Source organism: Maricaulis sp., assembly GCF_017642925.1.
GTDB lineage: Bacteria > Pseudomonadota > Alphaproteobacteria > Caulobacterales > Maricaulaceae > Maricaulis.
On sequence record NZ_JAEPOL010000011.1, the window covers coordinates 53,890 to 73,328 of the forward strand.

The 19,439-nt window shown below is 64.2% G+C and carries 17 protein-coding genes; 8 read left to right on the forward strand and 9 right to left on the reverse strand.

Annotation, left to right across the window (positions count from 1 at the left end; genetic code table 11):
- The first annotated feature begins 195 nt into the window (after positions 1–195).
- Together alaS and JJ918_RS10415 are read left to right on the forward strand one after the other, a co-directional pair.
- Positions 196–2,850: an alanine--tRNA ligase gene (gene alaS, locus JJ918_RS10410; protein WP_291886751.1), complete on the forward strand. Its 2,655-nt coding sequence runs from the start codon at positions 196–198 to the stop codon at positions 2,848–2,850.
- Complete coding sequence (locus tag JJ918_RS10415; RefSeq protein ID WP_291886754.1) at positions 2,850–3,308, forward strand: nuclear transport factor 2 family protein; 459 nt, start codon at positions 2,850–2,852, stop codon at positions 3,306–3,308. The genes alaS and JJ918_RS10415 overlap by 1 nt, the downstream gene beginning before the upstream one ends.
- On the opposite strand, the gene JJ918_RS10420 is transcribed toward JJ918_RS10415, so the two are convergent.
- Positions 3,305–4,288 (reverse strand): glycerophosphodiester phosphodiesterase family protein, encoded by a 984-nt coding sequence (locus JJ918_RS10420; protein ID WP_291886757.1) that lies wholly within the window; start codon positions 4,286–4,288, stop codon positions 3,305–3,307. The genes JJ918_RS10415 and JJ918_RS10420 overlap by 4 nt on opposite strands.
- A gap of 167 nt (positions 4,289–4,455) precedes the next feature.
- Between JJ918_RS10420 and JJ918_RS10425 the strand changes: the two genes are divergently transcribed.
- Positions 4,456–5,385, forward strand: coding sequence for a hypothetical protein (locus JJ918_RS10425; RefSeq protein WP_291886760.1), 930 nt, complete (start codon positions 4,456–4,458; stop codon positions 5,383–5,385).
- Positions 5,382–6,257: an RNA polymerase sigma factor SigJ gene (gene sigJ, locus JJ918_RS10430; protein ID WP_291886762.1), complete on the forward strand. Its 876-nt coding sequence runs from the start codon at positions 5,382–5,384 to the stop codon at positions 6,255–6,257. Before JJ918_RS10425 ends, sigJ begins: the two co-directional genes overlap by 4 nt.
- Here the strand turns inward: sigJ and JJ918_RS10435 are convergent.
- The 3 genes from JJ918_RS10435 to JJ918_RS10445 all read right to left on the reverse strand — a co-directional run bounded on the left by JJ918_RS10435 (position 6,254) and on the right by JJ918_RS10445 (position 8,480).
- Positions 6,254–6,664 carry a hypothetical protein gene (locus JJ918_RS10435; protein ID WP_291886765.1) on the reverse strand — a complete coding sequence of 137 codons (411 nt, stop codon included), beginning with the start codon at positions 6,662–6,664 and terminating at the stop codon, positions 6,254–6,256. The two genes, sigJ and JJ918_RS10435, sit on opposite strands and share 4 nt — an antisense overlap.
- An 86-nt stretch (positions 6,665–6,750) precedes the next feature.
- Positions 6,751–7,140: a hypothetical protein gene (locus tag JJ918_RS10440; RefSeq protein ID WP_291886768.1), complete on the reverse strand. Its 390-nt coding sequence runs from the start codon at positions 7,138–7,140 to the stop codon at positions 6,751–6,753.
- Between the two features lie 116 nt (positions 7,141–7,256).
- Complete coding sequence (locus JJ918_RS10445; protein WP_291886771.1) at positions 7,257–8,480, reverse strand: NADP-dependent isocitrate dehydrogenase; 1,224 nt, start codon at positions 8,478–8,480, stop codon at positions 7,257–7,259.
- 206 nt (positions 8,481–8,686) lie between these two features.
- Between JJ918_RS10445 and JJ918_RS10450 the strand changes: the two genes are divergently transcribed.
- The gene (locus tag JJ918_RS10450) at positions 8,687–10,126 is read left to right on the forward strand and encodes a hypothetical protein (RefSeq protein ID WP_291886774.1); all 1,440 of its coding nucleotides are present in this window, start codon (positions 8,687–8,689) and stop codon (positions 10,124–10,126) included.
- 98 nt (positions 10,127–10,224) lie between these two features.
- Here the strand turns inward: JJ918_RS10450 and JJ918_RS10455 are convergent, their stop codons facing one another.
- Complete coding sequence (locus JJ918_RS10455) at positions 10,225–12,801, reverse strand: hypothetical protein (protein ID WP_291886777.1); 2,577 nt, start codon at positions 12,799–12,801, stop codon at positions 10,225–10,227.
- Complete coding sequence (locus tag JJ918_RS10460; RefSeq protein WP_291886780.1) at positions 12,761–13,825, reverse strand: glycosyltransferase family 2 protein; 1,065 nt, start codon at positions 13,823–13,825, stop codon at positions 12,761–12,763. Before JJ918_RS10460 ends, JJ918_RS10455 begins: the two co-directional genes overlap by 41 nt.
- A 111-nt stretch (positions 13,826–13,936) precedes the next feature.
- Between JJ918_RS10460 and JJ918_RS10465 the strand changes: the two genes are divergently transcribed.
- Entirely contained in the window at positions 13,937–14,281 is a 345-nt protein-coding gene (locus JJ918_RS10465; protein WP_291886783.1) for an EamA family transporter, read from the forward strand.
- A gap of 48 nt (positions 14,282–14,329) precedes the next feature.
- On the forward strand, positions 14,330–15,103 hold the full coding sequence (locus tag JJ918_RS10470; RefSeq protein WP_291886785.1) for an RNA methyltransferase: 774 nt from the start codon (positions 14,330–14,332) through the stop codon (positions 15,101–15,103).
- Here the strand turns inward: JJ918_RS10470 and JJ918_RS10475 are convergent.
- Together JJ918_RS10475 and JJ918_RS10480 are read right to left on the reverse strand one after the other, a co-directional pair.
- Positions 15,100–15,846 carry a response regulator gene (locus JJ918_RS10475; protein WP_291886787.1) on the reverse strand — a complete coding sequence of 249 codons (747 nt, stop codon included), beginning with the start codon at positions 15,844–15,846 and terminating at the stop codon, positions 15,100–15,102. The genes JJ918_RS10470 and JJ918_RS10475 overlap by 4 nt on opposite strands.
- Before the next feature lie 199 nt (positions 15,847–16,045).
- Positions 16,046–17,146 carry a serine hydrolase gene (locus JJ918_RS10480; RefSeq protein ID WP_291886789.1) on the reverse strand — a complete coding sequence of 367 codons (1,101 nt, stop codon included), beginning with the start codon at positions 17,144–17,146 and terminating at the stop codon, positions 16,046–16,048.
- Between the two features lie 255 nt (positions 17,147–17,401).
- Between JJ918_RS10480 and rpsD the strand changes: the two genes are divergently transcribed.
- Positions 17,402–18,019 carry a 30S ribosomal protein S4 gene (gene rpsD / locus JJ918_RS10485; protein ID WP_291886791.1) on the forward strand — a complete coding sequence of 206 codons (618 nt, stop codon included), beginning with the start codon at positions 17,402–17,404 and terminating at the stop codon, positions 18,017–18,019.
- 78 nt (positions 18,020–18,097) lie between these two features.
- Here the strand turns inward: rpsD and JJ918_RS10490 are convergent, their stop codons facing one another.
- The gene (locus JJ918_RS10490; protein ID WP_291886794.1) at positions 18,098–19,309 is read right to left on the reverse strand and encodes a potassium/proton antiporter; all 1,212 of its coding nucleotides are present in this window, start codon (positions 19,307–19,309) and stop codon (positions 18,098–18,100) included.
- Between the last annotated feature and the right edge of the window lie 130 nt (positions 19,310–19,439).

Here is a 19,439-nt window from a genome sequence, read left to right on the forward strand (position 1 = left end):
CAAAAGAAGCGGCAGGAGCGGGTCGTACGGGCGCGGAACAGGCGCCAGCGACACACCGCTCCGGCAATCGCAGCTTGATTGTAAACGGGTGCTTGGCTAGGCCGGGCACCCGTTTCTATATGATATCCAGAAAAATCGGCGGGTTTGCGACCATCACGGTCTCGCCCGCGCCCGCAACACGACGGACCGTAATCCATGGCCAGCCTGCGCGACATCCGTGCCACCTTCCTCGACTATTTCGCGAGCCACGATCACGAAGTGGTGCAATCGGCTCCGCTGGTGCCGCAGGACGACCCGACCCTGCTTTTCGTCAATGCAGGCATGGTGCCGTTCAAGAATGTGTTCACCGGCAAGGAAAAGCGCGCCATTCCGCGCGCGACCTCGTCGCAGAAATGCGTGCGCGCCGGCGGCAAGCACAATGACCTCGACAATGTCGGCTATACGGCGCGCCACCACACCTTCTTCGAGATGCTGGGGAATTTTTCCTTCGGCGACTATTTCAAGGAGCGCGCGATCAGCCATGCCTGGGAGCTGGTGACGAAGGAATTCGCCCTGCCCAAGGACAAGCTCCTCGTCACGGTCTTCTCCGAGGATGACGAGGCCCGGGCGCTCTGGCGCAAGATTGCCGGTCTGCCGGACGAGAAAATCATCGGCATCTCCACCTCCGACAATTTCTGGTCCATGGGCGATACCGGTCCGTGCGGTCCGTGTTCGGAAATCTTCTTCGACCATGGCGAGGATATCCCGGGCGGCCCGCCCGGCTCGCCCGACGAGGACGGCGACCGCTTCATCGAGATCTGGAATCTCGTCTTCATGCAGTTCGAGCAGATCGATGCCGGCACGCGGATCGACCTGCCCAAACCGTCCATCGACACGGGCATGGGGCTCGAGCGGATCGCGGCGATCCTGCAGGGCAAGCACAATAATTACGATGTCGATCTGTTCGCCAATCTGATCCGCGCCGGTGAAGACGTGCTCGGTGTGAAGGCGCAGGGCGACGCCCTGGCAAGCCACCGGGTCATCGCCGACCATCTGCGCTCGACCTGTTTCATGATGGCCGATGGCGTGTCTCCGTCGAATGAAGGCCGCGGCTATGTGCTGCGCCGGATCATGCGCCGCGCCATGCGTCACGCCCACCTGCTGGGCGCGACCGAGCCGGTGATGTGGAAGCTGGTGCCGGCCCTGAAGGCCGAGATGGGCGATGCCTATCCCGAACTCGGCCGCGCCCAGGCGCTGCTCGAAGACACGCTGAAAGTCGAGGAAGAGCGTTTCCAGCGCACGCTCGGCCGCGGCCTGTCCCTGCTCGAAGAGGCTACCGAAGGTCTGGGCGAGGGCGGTGTGCTGCCTGGCGAGACGGCGTTCAAGCTCTACGACACCTACGGCTTCCCGCTCGATCTCACCCAGGACGCGCTTCGCGCCAAGGGCATGACGGTCGACGAGGCCGGCTTCGACAAGGCGATGGACAAGCAGCGCGCGGATGCCCGCGCCAGCAAGTTCTCCTCCGGCGACGCGGCACCCGAGGCCGTCTGGTTCGGCGTGCGCGACACAGCCGGGGCGACGCAATTCCTCGGCTATGACGGCACCGAAGGCGAGGGGCGTCTCGCCGCCATCGTCTCCGGCGGGGCCGAGGCCGGCAGCCTGGCGGACGGTGAGACGGCAGAACTCGTCTTCGACCGCACGCCCTTCTATGGCGAAAGCGGCGGCCAGTGCGGCGATACCGGCGTCATCCTGTTCGAGAACGGTGCTGTGTTCCGGGTGGAGGACACGCAAAAACGCGCCGGCGATCTGCATGCCCATATCGGCGTGCTGGAGAAGGGCCAGGTGAAGACCGGCGATACGGCACGCCTGTCCGTGGATGCGCCGCGCCGCGTGTCGACGAAGGCGAACCACTCGGCCACCCACCTGCTGCACGCCGCCCTGCGCGATGTGCTCGGACCGCACGTCACCCAGAAGGGATCCTATGTCGGTCCGGACCGGCTGCGCTTCGACTTCAGCCACAACAAGTCGGTGACCGCCGACGAGATTGCGGCGATCGAGGCGCAGGTGAATGCCGTGATCCGCCAGAATGTCGCCGTGTCGACCGGCGAGATGAGCCCGGACGCGGCCATCGAGGCCGGTGCGCTGGCCCTGTTCGGCGAGAAATACGGCGACAAGGTGCGCGTGCTCACCATGGGCCGGGCCCTGGCCGATGCCGACACGGCCTATTCGGTGGAACTGTGCGGCGGCACCCATGTCGATCGCACCGGCGATATCGCCCTGTTCAAGATCGTATCCGAGAGCGCGGTGTCCTCGGGCGTACGCCGGATCGAGGCGATGACCGGCGAGGGCGCCCGCCGCTATGTCGACGAGCAGATCGGCTTCGGCCGGGCCGCGGCCGACGCGCTGAAGGTCACACCGGCCGATCTGGCGGCACGCGTCACCTCTTTGATGGAGGAACGCAAGAAGCTGGATCGCCAGCTCGCCGAGGCCAAGAAACAGCTTGCCATGGGCGGTGGCAGCGGCTCCGCGCCGGCCGGTCCGGAAGAGATCGCCGGCACCAAATTCATCGGCCGCGTGGTCGAGGGCGTCGGTGGCAAGGATCTGCGCGGCCTGATCGACGAGGCCAAGGCCTCGATGGGCTCGGGCGTCGCCGCCTTTATCGGTGTCAATGAGGGCAAGGCGGCTCTGGCGGTCGGCGTGACCGACGACCTGACAGGGCAGTTCAGCGCGGTCGAGCTGGTGCGCGCCGGCGCCGGTGCTGTGGGCGGCAAGGGCGGGGGCGGCCGGGCCGACTTCGCCCAGGCCGGCGGTCCGGACGGGGCCAATGCCGCGGCCGGGCTGGATGCCATCCGCGCAGCGCTGGCCGGCTGATGTCCCGCAAGGCGAAGCCATCCGCGTCCCGTGATGTCCAGCTGACCGGCGACAAGACGCTGGCGCGGCAGGTCGCGGCGGCGCGGGAGGCCTTCAACACCGCGCTCGACGCCCGCGACATGCCGGCGATCGCCGACGTGTTGAGCGAGGAGGCCATGCTGGTGCCGGGCGATGAAGCCCAGCTGATTACGGGCCGCCAGGCTCAGCTGGACGCCTGGGAAGCGGTCTTCGCCAGCATGCCGGATATCGCCTATGTCCGCGCGCCGGTCCGCGTCGAGATCAGCGAGGACGGATTGCTGGCCGCCGAGACCGGCCGCTGGCGGGGCAGCTGGTCGATGGACGGGATGTCGGTGCGTTATTCCGGCCGCTACTTCGCCAAATGGCGCCATGACGGCACGGCCTGGCGCATCGAGGCGGAAACCTTCGTGACCATGAAACGCGCGGGCGGGGCGGACTAGCGAGCTTCCTGCCGATCGAGCGCGGACGGGTTCACACGCTCGATCCGGTTGGTCCAGATGCCGCCCGAATAGCCGTCCGGCAGGGCATCGAGAGCATCCAGCGTATCGATACCGGTGGAGTTCATCGTCGCCCGGTCCAGATCGCCCATCACCCAGACAAGCGTGTTGGCATCCGCCATGCGCTGTTCGAGCCGCCGGGGCCAGCCCCAGGCGAGGCGGGCATAGTTCTTCGGCAGCATCAGCACGGTGTTCCGGCAGGCCTGCGGGACGAAGCCGCTCCACCCCGTCAGCAGATAGCGCAGGGCACAATCCTTCAGTCCGCGCCGGGACAGCTGGCGAATGCCCGGCTGCAATTCTGCGAGGCGGGTCAGGGGTGCAGGCGCTCCCACGACGATCAGGCGTTCGGGGTCGATGCTCCGCGCATCCAGATAGGCCGCGAGGCGTTCAGCCTCCTGCGGGTCATTGCTCTTGATATTGATCACGAAACGGCGGCCCGGAAACGCATCGAGAACCTCGCCGAGCGACGGGATGAGGCCGATGCCGGTACCGCGGAGCGGGTAGGTCGCGCCGTCATCCGCCGTATAGCCCCAGCCCGCATCCAGCGCGCGGATTTCCGCCATGCTGTGCTCCCGGGTGACGCCGGTGCCGTCCGTGCGGCAATCCAGCGTCCAGTCGTGAAAGACGGCAAATTCGTTGTCGGTGGTGGGGTGGATATCGATCTCGACGATCTCTGCGCCGGCGTCGAATGCGGCGCCGATCGCGGGAAGGGTGTTTTCGATGAAGGTGTGCGTGACCGGGGCGATGCGCGTGGCCGTGCAGTCCTGCGGCCCGACGCCGGTCGGGTCGAATGTCTGATGCACCCCGCGATGGGAAATGAAGTAGGGCTGGTCCGGTTCCGGCGCCAGCCAGGATGCGTTGCCCAGATAAGCGGCGAGCATCGTCGCACCGATCACGGCAACGGCAAGGCGGCCATATCGCATGAAAATCCCCTCGATCGTCTGTCCCTGATGCGATGGTGGCGCGGAAATCGGGCCAATGCGCGGCTGAAAACGGACGCGGCCAGGGCTTGAAGCCGGAATTTTCGGGGCCGGGGTGTCACAAAGAAGGCCGCCTGTCCGTCTGGAACCCGAAAGCAAGGGAGTTCCAGATGATCCAGCGCAGTCTTCTCTATCTTGGTGCCGTCTTCTATTTGCTCAATGGCGTCAGAATGATCGCGGATCCGCAGGGCTTTTTCGGCGGCACGGCAGGTGTCAGTGCGACCGGCGGATACAATGTCCATTTCATCGTCGATATCGGTTTTGCCTTTCTGGTCTCCGCCGGGGCGATGGCGGCCGGCGTCTGGCTGCGCCGCCGCAGCCTGATCCTGGCCGGACTGGCCTGGCCGGTCCTGCATGCCGCTTTCCACACGGCAGGCCTCGCCATGCACGGCGCGGTGTCGGGCGCCGCCTGGGTGGTCGAGACCGGCGGGGTGATCCTGCCGGCGCTGGTTCTTGCGGTCCTCGCCATTCGGGTGCCACTTGCGGGGCTGGGTACAGGCGTGCCGCGCCTGGTGCATGCAGGGCTGCGGCGTTTCGAGGCGCAGTGGTCCTACAATGCCGCCTATCTGCACCGGCTTGTCGACACGGTGCCGGACAGTGTGCGCTTCCTGACGGCATTGCAGGACCTGTCCGGTCTTTCTTCCAGGCAAGCCCCGCGCGCGCTGCTTCACGGTGCCTCGCTGGCCGCATCGCTGCATGAGGATTGCGGGCCGTGCGCGCAGATCACGATCGACAAGATCTGCGCCGATGGCGCCGGGCCGGAAACGGTGCGGGCGCTCATCCGGCAGGACTTCGAGCGGGCCGATCCGGTGTCTGCGCTCGGTTTCAGCTATACGGCCGCGGTCCTGGCCGGTCAGCCGGAAGCGCTGGCGATGCGCGACGAGATCGCCGAGCGGTATGGCGAGGCAGCGCTGTCGGAACTCGCGCTGGCGGTCGTGGTCTCGCGGACCTATCCGACGATGAAGAAGATAACGGGCTTCGGCGCTGCCTGCCAGAAGCTTGACGTGGCCGGCCAAACCGAAACAGTGGCCGGCGCATGAGCGCCCTTGAAACCGATCTGTCGGCCTTCCAGGCCGAACGTCCGCGCCTGATCTCGATTGCCTACCGCATGCTGGGCGAGCGGGCGGCCGCCGAGGATGTGGTGCAGGACGTCTGGCTGCGCTGGGACCGTGCTGATACCGGCGATGTCGCCAATCCCCAGGCCTGGCTGACGGCGGCCACCACACGGCTGGCAATCGATGCGCTGCGCAAGGCGCGGGTGCGCCGGGAGGCCTATACGGGCCCCTGGCTGCCCGAGCCCTGGCTGCACGATCCTGCAGACGATCTGCTGGCGCGCATCGAGACAGCGCAGCAGGCCGAACTCGCCCTGCTGTGGGCGATGGAGGCCCTGACACCGCGCGAGCGTGCGGCCTTCATTCTCCACGAGGCCTTCGACACCGGCTACGAGGCCCTGGCCGGGGTTCTGGAGACCTCGGAGGCGGCCTGCCGCCAGCTGGTCTCGCGAGCCCGACGCAAGACGCGCGGAGGCCCGGCACGCCCGGGAAGCGCGCCGGAGGCCATCATGGAATTGCTGGCGGGCATCATGACGGCCTATGCCAGGGGCGATATCCGGCAGATTGCGGCGCTTCTGTCCGAGGACGTCATTGCGATCAGCGATGGCGGCGGCAAGGCCCGCGCAGCCCTGCGTCCGCTCATGGGGGCGGCAGAAACCGCGCAGGTCATGCATGCCCTGGCGACGCGAAAACCGCCGGACCGGGTGCCGGATCTGGTCTGGATGAACGGCCGTCCGGCGATCGGTATTCTCGACGGGGGCGCGAGCGATTTCCTGATGACCGTTACGCCGGCGGCGGACAATCCGTCCCGCATCGGCTGGATCTATGTCATGCGAAACCCGCTGAAACTGCCGCTCTAGTTGGCCGCATTGCTCATGGTGCGGGCGGCGGCAAGCCAGGCGCGGGCCTGCGTTTCGTGCTGGAAGACACGTTCCTCGGTGGTCAGCCTGTTGCGGCTGGCCAGCTCCCAATAGGTCAGCGTGGCCTTGGAAAACGGGTCGTTGCAGACAATGGCGGCGCGGCGCTTGTGCGATGGTCTGGCATCGTCATTCTCGCGCATGGTCTCCATCATGCGGGTCACGGAATCGGCCCGGATATCGCTCAGCGAAACATGATCGAGAATGGTCAGGAAGTCATAATCGTCCGACCAGCCGGGCTGGATCCGGGCCATGGCGAATACGGACAGGAGTTCATCGGGCGCAAGCTTCCCCGATATGCGGTAGACGCACAGACCGTTCTCGGCTTCGAAATCGATGCTGAAATTCACCCTGCGTCCCCGTGCCCGACAGCGGTCTGTCCTTTATGACAACTTTTCGAGTATCGGTGCTGGGCGCTCAAAATCAAGGTCGCGCGTTACTCGTCGACGGTTTCGAGCACTTCGTCGAATTCTGCCGCGGGAATAACAGGCCGCGACATGGTGAAACGGCCCGACCATCCGCGTGTGCGCCAGATGCCGGCAACCGTATTGCCATCGGCGCTCAGTTCGCCCGTATAGGCCACGGAATGGATAGCGCCTCCCGTGCCGTCATACGTCTTGGTAAGCGAGACGATGCCGTCCCTGCAGGCGCCCTGGACATGGGCAAACAGACGCGCTGCGCCGGGCATTGCGAACGTGTTGGGCTCGTCGGTCCGGCCGGTCAGCAGGCCGCCGCGATCATCGATACTGGCGATGAACGTCACAGGGGCTTCGCCGAGCGGATAGCCGTACTCGCCGAACCAGACCCCGGTCAGGTCGTTTGTCATCCTGGTCCCTTGCACGGCCCAGTGGTGTCGTTTGAGACCGCACCCGTCAAGGGGAGGGCACAAAAAAGGGCGAAGCCGCCGGCTCCGCCCTTCTTGAGGTTCGTCTGATCGAAGGATCAGCCCCAGTTGGCCATGGCCTTCTGGAAGTTCTCGTCGACCTTGTCGAGGAAGCCCTCGGTCGACAGCCAGCCCTGCTGTTCGCCGACCAGGAGTGCGAGGTCCTTTGTCATGAAGCCGGCCTCGACGGTCTCGATGATCGTGTTCTCGAGCGTCTTGGCGAATTTCTGCAGGTCTTCATTGCCATCCATGCGGCCGCGATGGGTCAGGCCCTGCGTCCAGGCAAAGATCGAGGCGATGGAGTTGGTCGAGGTCTGCTCGCCGCGCTGGTGCTGGCGGTAGTGGCGGGTGACGGTGCCGTGTGCGGCTTCCGCTTCCACCGTCTTGCCGTCGGGCGACATGAGGACGGACGTCATCAGGCCGAGCGAGCCGAAACCCTGGGCGACGGTGTCGGACTGCACGTCGCCATCATAGTTCTTGCAGGCCCACACAAAGCCGCCGGACCACTTCATCGCCGCAGCGACCATGTCGTCGATCAGGCGGTGCTCGTAAGAGATGCCCTTGGACTGGAAGGCGTCCTTGAACTCGGCGTCGAAGATTTCCTGGAACAGGTCCTTGAAGCGGCCGTCATAGGCCTTGAGGATCGTGTTCTTGGTCGACAGGTAGACCGGCCAGCCGCGCTGCAGGCCGTAATTGAACGAGGCACGCGCGAAGTCGCGGATCGACTCGTCCAGATTGTACATGCCCATCGCGACGCCGGCGCCCGGGAAGTTGAACACCTCGTATTCGACCGGCTCGCCGCCGTCTTCCGGCGTGAAGGTCATGGTCAGGCGGCCCTTGCCGGGAACCAGGAAGTCGGTCGCCTTGTACTGGTCGCCGAAAGCGTGACGGCCGATGACCATCGGCTGCTGCCAGCCCGGCACCAGGCGCGGGATGTTGGAAATCACGATCGGCTCGCGGAAGACAACGCCGCCGAGAATGTTGCGGATCGTGCCGTTCGGCGAGCGCCACATCTTCTTCAGGCCGAATTCCTCGACGCGGGCTTCGTCCGGCGTGATCGTGGCGCATTTCACGCCGACGCCGTATTCCTTGATCGCGTTGGCGGCGTCGATCGTGATCTGGTCGTCCGTCTCGTCACGCTTGGTGACCGAGAGGTCGTAGTATTTCAGATCAATGTCGAGATAGGGCAGGATCAGCTTGTCCTTGATCATCTGCCAGATGATGCGGGTCATCTCGTCGCCGTCGAGCTCGACGACCGGGGTATCGACTTTGATCTTCGCCATGGGTGTTCTGCTTTCTTTTCGGACGTACGGGAGGTGCGCCCGCGAGCGCACGAGAGAATTTGCGCGCTCTCTAGCATCGGTCATTGAGTCAAGGAAGGCCCGGCCTGAAAAAGCGCGCGCCTGTCCGCGGCCGTAACTTTCGCTCCTGCCACGAACATTGTTAACTGCCATTGGCGCCGGGGGGCGTGTCGGCACGGGGACGTATAATGACAGTCATTCGGATCGGGTTTGCACTGGCGCTCGCCATGATCGCTTCAGCCTGTGACGGTGCGGGCGGTGCGACGGTGGACAGCGCGGCCCTGATCGAGGGCACGGGTGTGACCGCAACGGTTTCGGAGCGGGCCGATGGCCGGTTCGACGTCGACTATGTCTTTGCGGCGCCGCAGACCGCCATGATCTTCAGCCGGTCCACGGGCGATTATCGCGTGGGCGCCTGGGAGGTCGCAGGAGAGGGCGTGCGTCTCGAGCGTCTCAACGGTTTCGACACGCTGGTATTCGATGCGCCCCTATCGCAGGTCTCGCTGGTTGCCGAGCCGCGCTTCGTCAATCCGGAGGGCGATTACAGCCCCTTCGTCGACTTTTCCGATGGCGGTCTCGCCCTGTTCACCGGCCAGTTCGACCTGATGCCCGTGGCAGACGCCGGTGCCGCTGCGGCGCTGGACGGCCGTCTCGACCGCTGGCGCGGCGACCAGCCCGTGCTCGGTGTGCGGGTCCGCTCCGGCCGGCGGATGGTGTTCGAAGGGGCCGTTCGCGAGGGCGCGATCGAAGACGTGTCGCTCGGCGGGGGAAGCTTCGTTTATCTCGGCGATGGCGAGATCGTTGAGGGCCGCAGCTATATCGGCGTCATCGACCGGGGGCTGCCGGACTGGGTGCTGGCATCCATCGATCGGGACATGGAGGCGATCTTCGCGCTCTATGAAACGCGCTGGCAGCGTCCGCTCGACGAACGGGCCGTGCTCTATTTCGCCTTTGGCGGCTACGACAATCCGGGTTTTTCCAACAAGGGCGGCGTCTCCGGATCGGTGATCATGCTGGACACGTCCGGTGAGGCGATGCGAACGGAATCGCCGCGTCTGCGCAATTATCTCAACTGGTTTTTCGCCCACGAGGTGGCACACCAGTTCCAGAATGCCAGCGGCGCCCGCAATGGCGACACGGCGGACAGCTGGATCCATGAAGGCGGCGCCAACACGATGGCGAATGCGCTGGTTGCGGGCATGACCGACAATCCGCAGGCCTATCTCGATGCCGCCTATGCCCGGGCCTGGACTGACTGTCTTCCTACGCTGCAGGACGGTCCGCTGCGCGGTGCGGGGGCTCGCGGCTATTTCGGCGCATATTACGACTGCGGGTCCCTGGTCTCGCTGATCGCCGAGGCCGGTGCACCGAACGGGGACATCTATGCGATATGGCAGGCGATGCAGTCCGCCGCACTCGACATGGACGAGCCGGTCAGCGCCGATCTTTTCTTCGCGGCCATGTCGGGCCTGGGGGCGGATGCGGATCTCGTCCGGCAATTGCGCCGGATCGTGATCGAGGGCGTCGTTGATCCGGCCGGCGAGCTGCGGGAGGCGATGGCAATGACGCCTTTGTCTCCTGAGTTTGACGAGGCTGGTCAGCTGACCGGCTTCGGCGCGCAGAACTAGAGCAGGATCGTTTCCTGCGGAATCGCCCCTGCCCCAGAATCCTGGGTGATCGCGTGATCGAACCGGTGAACCGGTTCCCACTTCACCTGACCACGCTCCTAGCGGCTGCCCAGCAGATCAAGATAGGACTGGCGCGTGAAACGCGGCTTGATGCCGGCCTCCAGCTCGCGGATGACAAAGGTGCTGTCCGCGTTGGAGAGCCGGGCCTCCAGCGTGACATTCAGGCCCTGAAGGTCAGGCAGAAGCTCTGCCATCCGGACGGTTCCCGGTTGATCGTCGCCGAGGCAGGGACGTTGCGTGTGCCGCGCGACCAAAGCCCGATCGTCCTTGTATACACCGAATGTCAGGATCAGATTGGCGTCGGCCGGGCAGGTATAGGTGAAGCTGACGCTAGCGGACTCCGCATCGTCCTGCGGGACAGGGAAGGTGATCCGCAAAGTGTCGTCCGCCGCCAGTCCGTCGACGGTCTGGGACTGGTCGACAAGCGGTGCCAGTTCTGGCGTGCTCGCCGCGGAAACCGGGAAGGCGAGGGTGTTGTCCAGCATGAATACCTGGTGGCCCGGGAAGTCGAACACGGCCCAGCTGTTGGTGCGGAGGACGCTGTAGATATCCGGGTACAGCCAATGGCGTTTTGCCTCCGTCCCGACAACCACTACGTCCGGCGCGAGGGTGCTCAGTGCCGTGATAAAATGCTCGCTCGTGCGCGCCTGGTGCAGATAGTGCCGGGCATTGACGGTATACCAGCCATCCTCGAAGTTCAGCGCGCCCGACGGGCCGATCGAGGTCGACAGGTACAGGCGTCGCCGGGGCGACGGGCTCAGGCCGTCGAGCATGGCGTTGATCCTGGCTGATGTCGCGCCAAACTCGGCCAGCGTATCGCGGCTCTTGGGGTGCAGGGCCTGGAAGATATTGTATTCCGCCAGGTGATAACTGCCGGTGGGAAGCAGTACGATCTGCAACCCGCAAAGGGCCGTCAGGGCCAGGACGGTTGCCCGGAATGCGGCCGGGACCGGCGCGCAAAGCGCAAGCACTGTGCCTGTGGCAATGGCCAGCAGGGCCGGGAAAACCGGCCATAGCAGCCGCAGATCGTTCTGCAGGGCGGTCAGGGTGCCGACGGCGGTCAGAAGACCGGCCAGAATGACCAGCCATACCCGCAGTCCCCTGACGAGGGCAGCGGCCGCAGCGGGCAGGGCAAGCAGCAGGCCCGCGCCCGCCGATCCGCGCAGGTCGTGGGGCGATACGGATTGGGTGTCGAACACCAGGCGGACAAACAAGTCGAGGCTGGCGAAGCCCTCATGCGGGGTCCGGTGCTGGTTCGGCGGGTAGAAGTCCGATTGGAAAATCTGGTTGTAGTACGGAAAGACCGGGTTTCCCGTCAGCAGGAAGGTGGCCAGCACGACCGGCACCACAAGCGCGGTCATCGCGATTGCGGTCGCGGCGGTCAGGGTCGCGATGGACTGGATCGGGCGGCGATGCCGCATGAACAGCGTTGCGACGGCGAGCGCATACAGGAAAACGCTCATCACCCAGGCCGAATTCTTGGAAGCGGCGGCGCCGGCGAGGCACAGACCGAAGCCGAGGAGACAGGGTGCTGCGGCCGCCGTCGTGCGGGACTTCAGCGCGAGAACCAGTGCCGTCATCGCGCCCGTGATGAACATGGCGACGGCATTGTCATAGTAGAAATCGCCGGAGAGCTTCAGCAGCACCGGAGTGGTGATCACGATTGCGCCCGCGGCCCAGCCGGCGATGCGAGAGCGGCAAATCGTGTGTGCGATCACGCCAGCGCATGCCGCATAGAGGCCGGCCTGGACACAGTTCAGGGCCCGGGCGCCGCCTTCTCCCGCCATCAGATAGGCTGAGCCGGCGAGGTGCAGCCCGCCCAGCGGCTGCAGCCCCCAGGCGGCGCGCCAGGGGGCCTGGTGCCAGTCACCGTGAACCCGCAAATGTTCGAAATAGCCCTGGTATGCGGCCCGGGCGTCGGGACCGAGCTCAGGCAACAGACTCATCAATGCGAAGGTCAGGAAGCCTGCGATGCCGAGGAGCGCGAATCCGGCCGGCGCGCGGTGCACCGAACGGCCGGCGCTGGCGAGGCAAAGCCGGGTGAAGCTGCGTCCGTCGGGGCCGAGCGCGACCCAGGCCAGAGCACCCAGCGCCAGGTATGCGGCAAAATGTGTGTTCGCCGTATTCAGCGGGACCCAGAACGCCGCCCAGAGCGCGCCGCTGACCAGTGCGAGCCCCGCCACGGTGCAGACAATCAGCAGGCCGCCGCCGGGGCGGGCTTTCGCGCTGCGGGAAAACAGGCCTGTCGAGATCCGCCAGACAACAGCGAGCCCCAGCAGCGTCGATGCCCCCAGCTGCACGAGCAGTCCGGCGGCAACACCGGGCCCCCAGCTGAACAGCAGGAACAGGATGACGGGCAGCCAGGCGATCCATTTGCGCGTCCTGTCGAGAAAAGGACGGACGATCAGCATGGTTGCGACCGTCGCAAGGGCGGGCAGGAAAAACGTCCAGATGCCACCGACGCCCGGAAGCCATCGCGCCGAAGACTCAGCGGGCCAGAGGACAAAAACGGCGAGCGCAACGAGAACGACAACGCCGGTGAGCGCTGCCGTCGCGACGGGAATGACAGCCGCTCTAGTCATCAGTCTCGAACTGGCTGGCGGGGCGGCCGACACCGATACCGAGAAGCCAGGAAATCGGCTGTTTCGGTTCCTTGCCGATGTCATAGTTGAGGAAACCGACGAGGAAGATCGTTGAGAGAATGACCAGGACCTCGAGCAGGGCGACGGCGCCGCCCGAGCGGGGAATGCCGGTCAGTACGCTCTGCGTCCAAGCCGACACCACGCCCAGCGTGCCGAAAACCGCGAACACAAGGCCCAGGAAGAGCAGCACGCTGCCGGGATTAAAGTCGCGGAGCACATACTGGTAGAAGAGCCGCTTGGCGAGCGTGACAACGTGCCGTCCGGCGAATTGAAAAAGCTCCGAGCGGACATCGAGGCTGCTTTCCTCGTCGCCGTAGACCGCATTGTGCGGAATTTCGACGACCTTGGCGCCCAGAGTGTTGATCCGGAACAAGAGGTCGGTCTCGAAGAAGTACCGCTTCGCAAGCTTCTCGACGGGCAGGCATTCCGCAAGCCGGCGGTCGATTGCGATATAGCCATTCGTCGGGTCTGAAAGGGAGTAGTACCCGGTGGAGAACCGGCTGATGAAGGTGAGGGCGAGGTTTCCGGCTCGCCGGGCGAAAGGCATGGTCTCGGACGCTTCCAGGTAGAAGAACCGGTTGCCCTTCACATAGTCGGCCTGGCCGTTGACAATCGGTGCCGCGAAGTTGCCGGCAAGCGTGGCATCCATCTGTCCGTCGCCGTCGACCTTGACCAGCACATCCGCACCGCGCGCCATCGCCTCCCGCATGCCGGTCAGCACCGCACCGCCCACGCCCTGATTCCGGTCGTGACGCACGACCGTTACCCGCGGGTCGGTACAAGTCTGTTCGACGAAGTCGCCGCTTTTCTCGGGGCAGGCGTCATCAACCACGATGATCATAGAGACTTCGCGTCCGACATCCCCGATAACGCCCAGAATGTGATCGCGAACCCGATAGGCGGGAATGATCACGGCGATGCTCGACGGGGCCGGGGCCTCGGCCGAGGGATGACGGTGCGGACCCGGTCCTGTATCGCGATGGAGACTCACAGCCATCCCTTGGTCATTCTCATGCTGGCCAAAGGCGCTATCATGACGCGAAGGGCATTGGAAGTTGTATTGCGGACGGCCGGGCGCTGCCGTGGGCCGGAACGCGAGGGGGACAAGATGAAACTCGCCGTGCTCGTCCTGTTTTCAGTCCTGCTTGCGAGCGGGCAGGTGGCGTTCAAGTTTGCCGCGATCGATATCAAGGCGCGGGTCGAGGCAATCGGCGGTCTCTGGGCCTATGCCTCATTGCCGCTGTTCGCGGCGCTTGTGATCTATGCCGGTGCGACGGCGCTCTGGGTCTGGATCCTGACCGACACACCGCTCTCGCGCGCCTATCCTTTCGCACTGCTCGGCGCGATTTTCGTACCCGCGGCCTCGGTTGTCCTGTTCGGCGAGAGCCTGACCTGGTCCTATCCGGTCGGCCTGCTCCTGGTGTGTCTGGGCGTTTATCTGTGCGTGCGCTGAGCGCCTGACCGGCGTGCAAGCCACTTGATCTGTCGTGCACAACGGGACATGACGCGCACCATGACGGACCAGCACCAGACCGGGCGCACAGCCCCCGCCTTCATCCTCCACACGCCCCAGCTGGGCGAGAATATCGGCGCCGCCGCACGCGTGATGGGGAATTTCGGCCTGCCGGAACTCGTTGTACTCGATCCGCGGGACGGCTGGCCGAACGACAAGGCGATCACGATGTCGGCGGGATCGCCGGTGCTGGACAATGCGCGCGTGGAATACCGGCTGGCCGACGCGACCCACGACTTTACCCGTCTCTACGCCACCACCGCGCGGCCGCGCGGCATGGAAAAACCGGTTCTCACCGCCCGCCAGGCGGTTGCCGAGATGCGGGCCGCCATCGCCGCCGGTGAACGGGTCGGTGTGATGTTCGGCGGCGAGAAGTCGGGCCTGCCCAATGAGGCGGTGACCATGGCCGACGCGATCATCACGCTGCCGGTCGATCGCAGCTTCTCCTCGCTCAATCTCGCCCAGGCGATCGCCGTGATTGCCTATGAGTGGAAAGCCGAGGAAGCGCCGCCGGCCGAGTTCGAGCCGGTCTCGGATATCGCCAGGCGCGAAGATCTCGAACGCATGTTCGAGCATTTCGAATACGAGCTGGAGCGGGCCGGCTTCTTCTACCCGCCCTCCAAGACGCCGCTGATGGTGCAGAACCTGCGCAATGCCTTCATTCGCGGCCGCTGGACCGAGCAGGAAGTGCGCACCTTCCGAGGTGCGGTGAAAGCGCTGGCCCTGGGCCGCGGCAAGGCGAGGGTGGTGCGGGAGGACTAGCGTCCCGAGCCGACCGCGGCGATGACCATATAGTATAGAGAAAATGGATTGTTGGTGTTACCGTTTCCTCCTTTTTCAATTGTGGATTGAAGATAATCGGGATTGCTGTCAGACGAATATATAATAAAAGGCGTGCTTAATCCTTTGTTTCTAATTTTCTTGAGCAAATCATACCCGGCTTGATTGCCCTCGGGGCGACTCATGTCGGAGATTAAACAGTCGTACCTCTGAACTTGCACTTTATTTATCGCTTCGTCGGTGCTGCGGACCTGATCGACGATTAGTCCAATTGACTCAAAGGCTTCTACTTCCCAGGAGTTATTCTTCGGGTTGTCATCGATCCAGAGAATCTTTTTGCCGCGTGCTTTTTTAAGGAATTTATCAAGTGGTTCGTCTGTCGGCAATTGCTCTGTATTTTGATTTATGTCTGGCTTTGCTGAAGCTTTCACAAGAGCGGTATTTGCTTTGCTCTGTAACAATAAGAAATTTTCTTCATCCTTGAATTCTGATGGCGGGTAAAGGCTGTGTGGATGTTTGGCGACTAGATAGACAAAACTTAAAAGTACCAAAATTGGAAATATAACAATAAATAAAATGATAAATAGACTTTGTAATTCTGTGATATTCTGGGAAAATGCACGAAATGCGACTGAAGTAGCGTAAACAAAGCTCAAAAAAAGTGCGATTATACCGAGTGGGCCGCGGCTGAATGCGTTGCTGCTTCGGTCAAAGTTATTGAGCATGAGAATCCATCTCCCCTGAGCGCGAGCAATATAACAAGAGAGGTGAGAATCTACAATTTATGGTTTGGTTTTGGGGGTTTGGTCAAGCAGTGCGGATGCTTGCTGCGCAGGGTGTCGATGACTCCGACAAAGTTTTGGTCCAAGCGCCAAGCATCACGTTAGTTCTGTGCCGCGGCAAGGCGCGGGTGGTGCGGGAGGACTAATCCGCCGTCAGCGCGTCGAGCAGTTCGAAGGCAAAGTCCGGCGCCTCGAATGCCTTGTCATTGCCCTGAACGGCGAGGGTCAGGCCGGAGCGGCTGTCATGGATGACCGACGACCGGTAGCCGCCGAAATCGCCGCCATGGGCGATGCGGTAGGCGCCGTCTTCGTGGAAGCGCACATAGATGCCCAGCCCGTAGCCGCGCGTGCCGGCCTCGTCGAACGCATTGATATCCGAGCGCATGATGGCGCCCTCGGCGGCGAAAAATCCACCATCGCCCAGAGCGCGATAGAGCGTGACGAGGTCTCCCGGCGTGGTGACCCAGCCGCCGCCTGTCCACTCATGATCGAGGTTGGATTTCAGCGTGCCGCGGCGCGCTGTCGCCTGCCGCCCGAACAGGCCGCGCGTATGACCGGCCGCGAGGTTCTCGAAGGTCCGGCCCTGCAGCGGCTCGGTACTCGTCATGCCCAGCGGCTCGACGACGAGGCGCCGGGCCAGATCGTAAAAGGTCTCGCCGGTCGCCGTCTCGATGATCAGGCCGACGAGGATGTAGTCGGTGTCGGAATAGGAGAAGTGCGCGCCCGGTTCCCCCTCGGCCGCATCGCCTGCGACAAAGCCGACGAGTTCGTCGGGGGAATAGCCGCGATTGCCGCGTATCAGGCCGGCGAGGAAGAAGTCGACGTCTTCCAGATAGTCCGGCACGCCGGCGGAATGGTTGAGCAGCATGCGCAGGGTCAGGGCGTCGGCATTGGCGAGGTCGTGCCACCAGTCGCGGTCCGACAGCCAGGTCGAGACCGGCGCGTCGAGGTCGAGCGCGCCTGCTTCGGCAAGCTGGACCGCGACCAGGGCGGTGATCGTCTTTCCGGTGCTGCCGGACAGGAAACGTGTGTCGCTGCCTACGGGGATGCCTTCGCGCGGGTCGGCGAGGCCGGCGTGCAGGTCGATCCGCTGGCCGTCAGCCTGTTGGAGGGTGAGCGACAGGCCCGGTGTCTGGCCGTCTTCGACGGCAGCGTTCATCCGGGACAGGGCGAAGGGGGCCGGGTCGGCGGCCTCCGCAGTCGCCGCGGCGAGGCAGAAAATAATCGGTATAATCAGGCGCATAGGACTGCCTAGAACCGGGGTCAGGCGGGGTCAAGGCAAGGTATTGTGATTGCGGGCTCGCAGCGGCGCGGCAATCCCGCCGCCGGCACCGGCAGCGCGCCCATTGACTTCCCTGTCCTGGCAGGTAAAACCCCCGCTTCCCTCGCCGGGGCCAGACCCTGGATCGTTTCACTTTAACGGGACGATGCGTGGACCGCCGTTTTGATCGCGTGCTGATGAGGGAGAGCACGCCGGGCCGCATCGAATAGAGAGAACATGTCGAAGCGTCATACGCAGAAATACAAGATTGACCGCCGCATGGGTGAAAACCTGTGGGGCCGTCCGAAGTCTCCGGTCAATTCGCGCTCCTACGGCCCGGGCCAGCACGGCCAGCGCCGCAAGGGCAAGATGTCCGATTTCGGCCTGCAGCTGCGCGCCAAGCAGAAGCTGAAGGGCTATTACGGTTCCATCACCGAGAAGCAGTTCCGCCGCACCTATGACGAGGCTTCGCGCCGCAAGGGTAACACGACGGAAAACCTGATCGGCCTGCTGGAAAGCCGCCTGGACGCGATCGTCTACCGCGCCAAGTTCGTGCCGACCGTCTTCGCTGCACGTCAGTTCGTGAACCACGGCCACGTCAAGGTGAACGGCGTCAAGACCAACATCCCGTCCTTCCGCTGCAAGCCGGGCGACGTGATCGAGGTTCGTGACCGTTCCCGTTCCATGGCTCTGGTGCTGGAAGCCCTGGAAAGCGCCGAGCGCGATATCCCGGACTATATCGACCTGGATCCGAAAGCCATGAAGGCCACCTTCGTGCGCATGCCGGAATTCTCCGAAGTGCCGTATCCGGTGCAGATGGAACCGAACCTGGTCATCGAATTCTACTCCTCGTAAGAGGACGAAATCCGACCTGGAAAACAGGCCGCTCCGGATCTCCGGGGCGGCCTTTTTCTTGGCGTGGAGATTGCCGTGTCAGCCGGCGTCCGGCCCGTCACGATCCTGCTGGTCGTTCAGGCCGAGCATGCGCGCGGAAACACCGGCTGTCAGCCCGTGCACGAGCAGCGAGATCACCACGATCACGAAGACGAGGTCGAAGAAGACCGGTGTGATCGGTCCGGGGCTGACCACCGGAAAGATCGCCAGGAAGACCGGCACCGATCCGCGCATGCCCATCCAGCCGATATAGGCCTGTTCGCGCCATGGCATGCGCGCCGGCAAAAGGCAGGCGAAGACGGCCAGCGGCCGCGCGACCAGGATGAGCGCGCCTGCGAGGATCAGCCCGCTGGCGGCTACGCCGCCCAGCTCGCTCGGTGTCACCAGCAGGCCAAGCAATACGAACAGGCAGATCTGCGCAATCCAGGACAGGCCTTCGTGAAAATGGATGGCCCGTTGCGGTGGTTTGGCGCCGTGATTGGCGACGACAAGTCCGAAGAGATAGACCGCCAGGAAACCCGATCCGCCGATCAGTCCGGTCCCCGAGAAGGTCGCGAGGCCTGTCGCCAACAGGAAGGGCGAAGCAAGTCCGGCGGGTAATCTGAGCCAGCCCAGCAGGCTGGAGGCCAGCCAGCCGCCCGCGAGACCGGTCAGCAATCCCAGGCCGAGCTGGCTGGCGAGGAGAGGCAGTGTACCCGCAAGGGCGTTCAGCGAGAGCCCGCTGCCGCTGTCGACGATTTCCACCAGGCTGATGGTGAGGAAGATCGCGACCGGGTCGTTGACGCCGGATTCTACCAGCAGGGTCTGGCGTGGCCGCTGGGGCAAACGTATCCCGCCATGGCGCAGGGACATGAAGGTTGCGGCGGCATCCGTGGAGCTGACCACCGCGCCGAACAGCAGGCCTTCCGCCAGCGAGGCATCCAGCAGGAGACTGTAGGCGAGCCCGACGAAGGTCGCGGTCAGCACCACGCCGGGACCGGCCAGCAGGCCTGCCGGCAGGGCTGCGGCCTTCATGTCCGACCAGCGCGTATCGAGACCGCCGGACAGGAGGATCAGGGCCAGGCAGATCGAGCCGGCCGAATAGGTCAGCGCAAAGTCCTCGAACTCGATCCCGCCGGGACCGTCTTCACCCAGTGCCATGCCGATCGCCAGGAAAACAAGCAGGATCGGCGCCCGGAAGCGCGATGAAAGCGGGATCAGCATGATGCTCAGCGCGATGGTGGCGCTGATCAGAAGCAGGGCGTGCAGCATAAGGGTGTCAGCAAAGCCGGAAAGGGGCGGAAAGATAGGGCAAATCACACTCTATCCGGTCGCTGGCACATTGCCGACTGCCGTTGGGAACAGAGGGTGATGCAATGACAGGCAGACCTGCTACGACTGC

Coding starts and splice junctions, on each gene's coding strand:
- JJ918_RS10490 (WP_291886794.1), bottom strand. CDS start 19,309: ATGCTGCACGCCCTGCTTCTGATCAGCGCCACCATCGCGCTGAGCATC.
- JJ918_RS10460 (WP_291886780.1), bottom strand. CDS start 13,825: ATGGCTGTGAGTCTCCATCGCGATACAGGACCGGGTCCGCACCGTCAT.
- JJ918_RS10415 (WP_291886754.1), top strand. CDS start 2,850: ATGTCCCGCAAGGCGAAGCCATCCGCGTCCCGTGATGTCCAGCTGACC.
- JJ918_RS10480 (WP_291886789.1), bottom strand. CDS start 17,146: ATGCGCCTGATTATACCGATTATTTTCTGCCTCGCCGCGGCGACTGCG.
- JJ918_RS10450 (WP_291886774.1), top strand. CDS start 8,687: ATGACAGTCATTCGGATCGGGTTTGCACTGGCGCTCGCCATGATCGCT.
- JJ918_RS10470 (WP_291886785.1), top strand. CDS start 14,330: ATGACGCGCACCATGACGGACCAGCACCAGACCGGGCGCACAGCCCCC.
- JJ918_RS10465 (WP_291886783.1), top strand. CDS start 13,937: ATGAAACTCGCCGTGCTCGTCCTGTTTTCAGTCCTGCTTGCGAGCGGG.
- JJ918_RS10425 (WP_291886760.1), top strand. CDS start 4,456: ATGATCCAGCGCAGTCTTCTCTATCTTGGTGCCGTCTTCTATTTGCTC.
- JJ918_RS10475 (WP_291886787.1), bottom strand. CDS start 15,846: ATGCTCAATAACTTTGACCGAAGCAGCAACGCATTCAGCCGCGGCCCA.
- rpsD (WP_291886791.1), top strand. CDS start 17,402: ATGTCGAAGCGTCATACGCAGAAATACAAGATTGACCGCCGCATGGGT.
- alaS (WP_291886751.1), top strand. CDS start 196: ATGGCCAGCCTGCGCGACATCCGTGCCACCTTCCTCGACTATTTCGCG.
- JJ918_RS10440 (WP_291886768.1), bottom strand. CDS start 7,140: ATGACAAACGACCTGACCGGGGTCTGGTTCGGCGAGTACGGCTATCCG.
- JJ918_RS10420 (WP_291886757.1), bottom strand. CDS start 4,288: ATGCGATATGGCCGCCTTGCCGTTGCCGTGATCGGTGCGACGATGCTC.
- sigJ (WP_291886762.1), top strand. CDS start 5,382: ATGAGCGCCCTTGAAACCGATCTGTCGGCCTTCCAGGCCGAACGTCCG.
- JJ918_RS10445 (WP_291886771.1), bottom strand. CDS start 8,480: ATGGCGAAGATCAAAGTCGATACCCCGGTCGTCGAGCTCGACGGCGAC.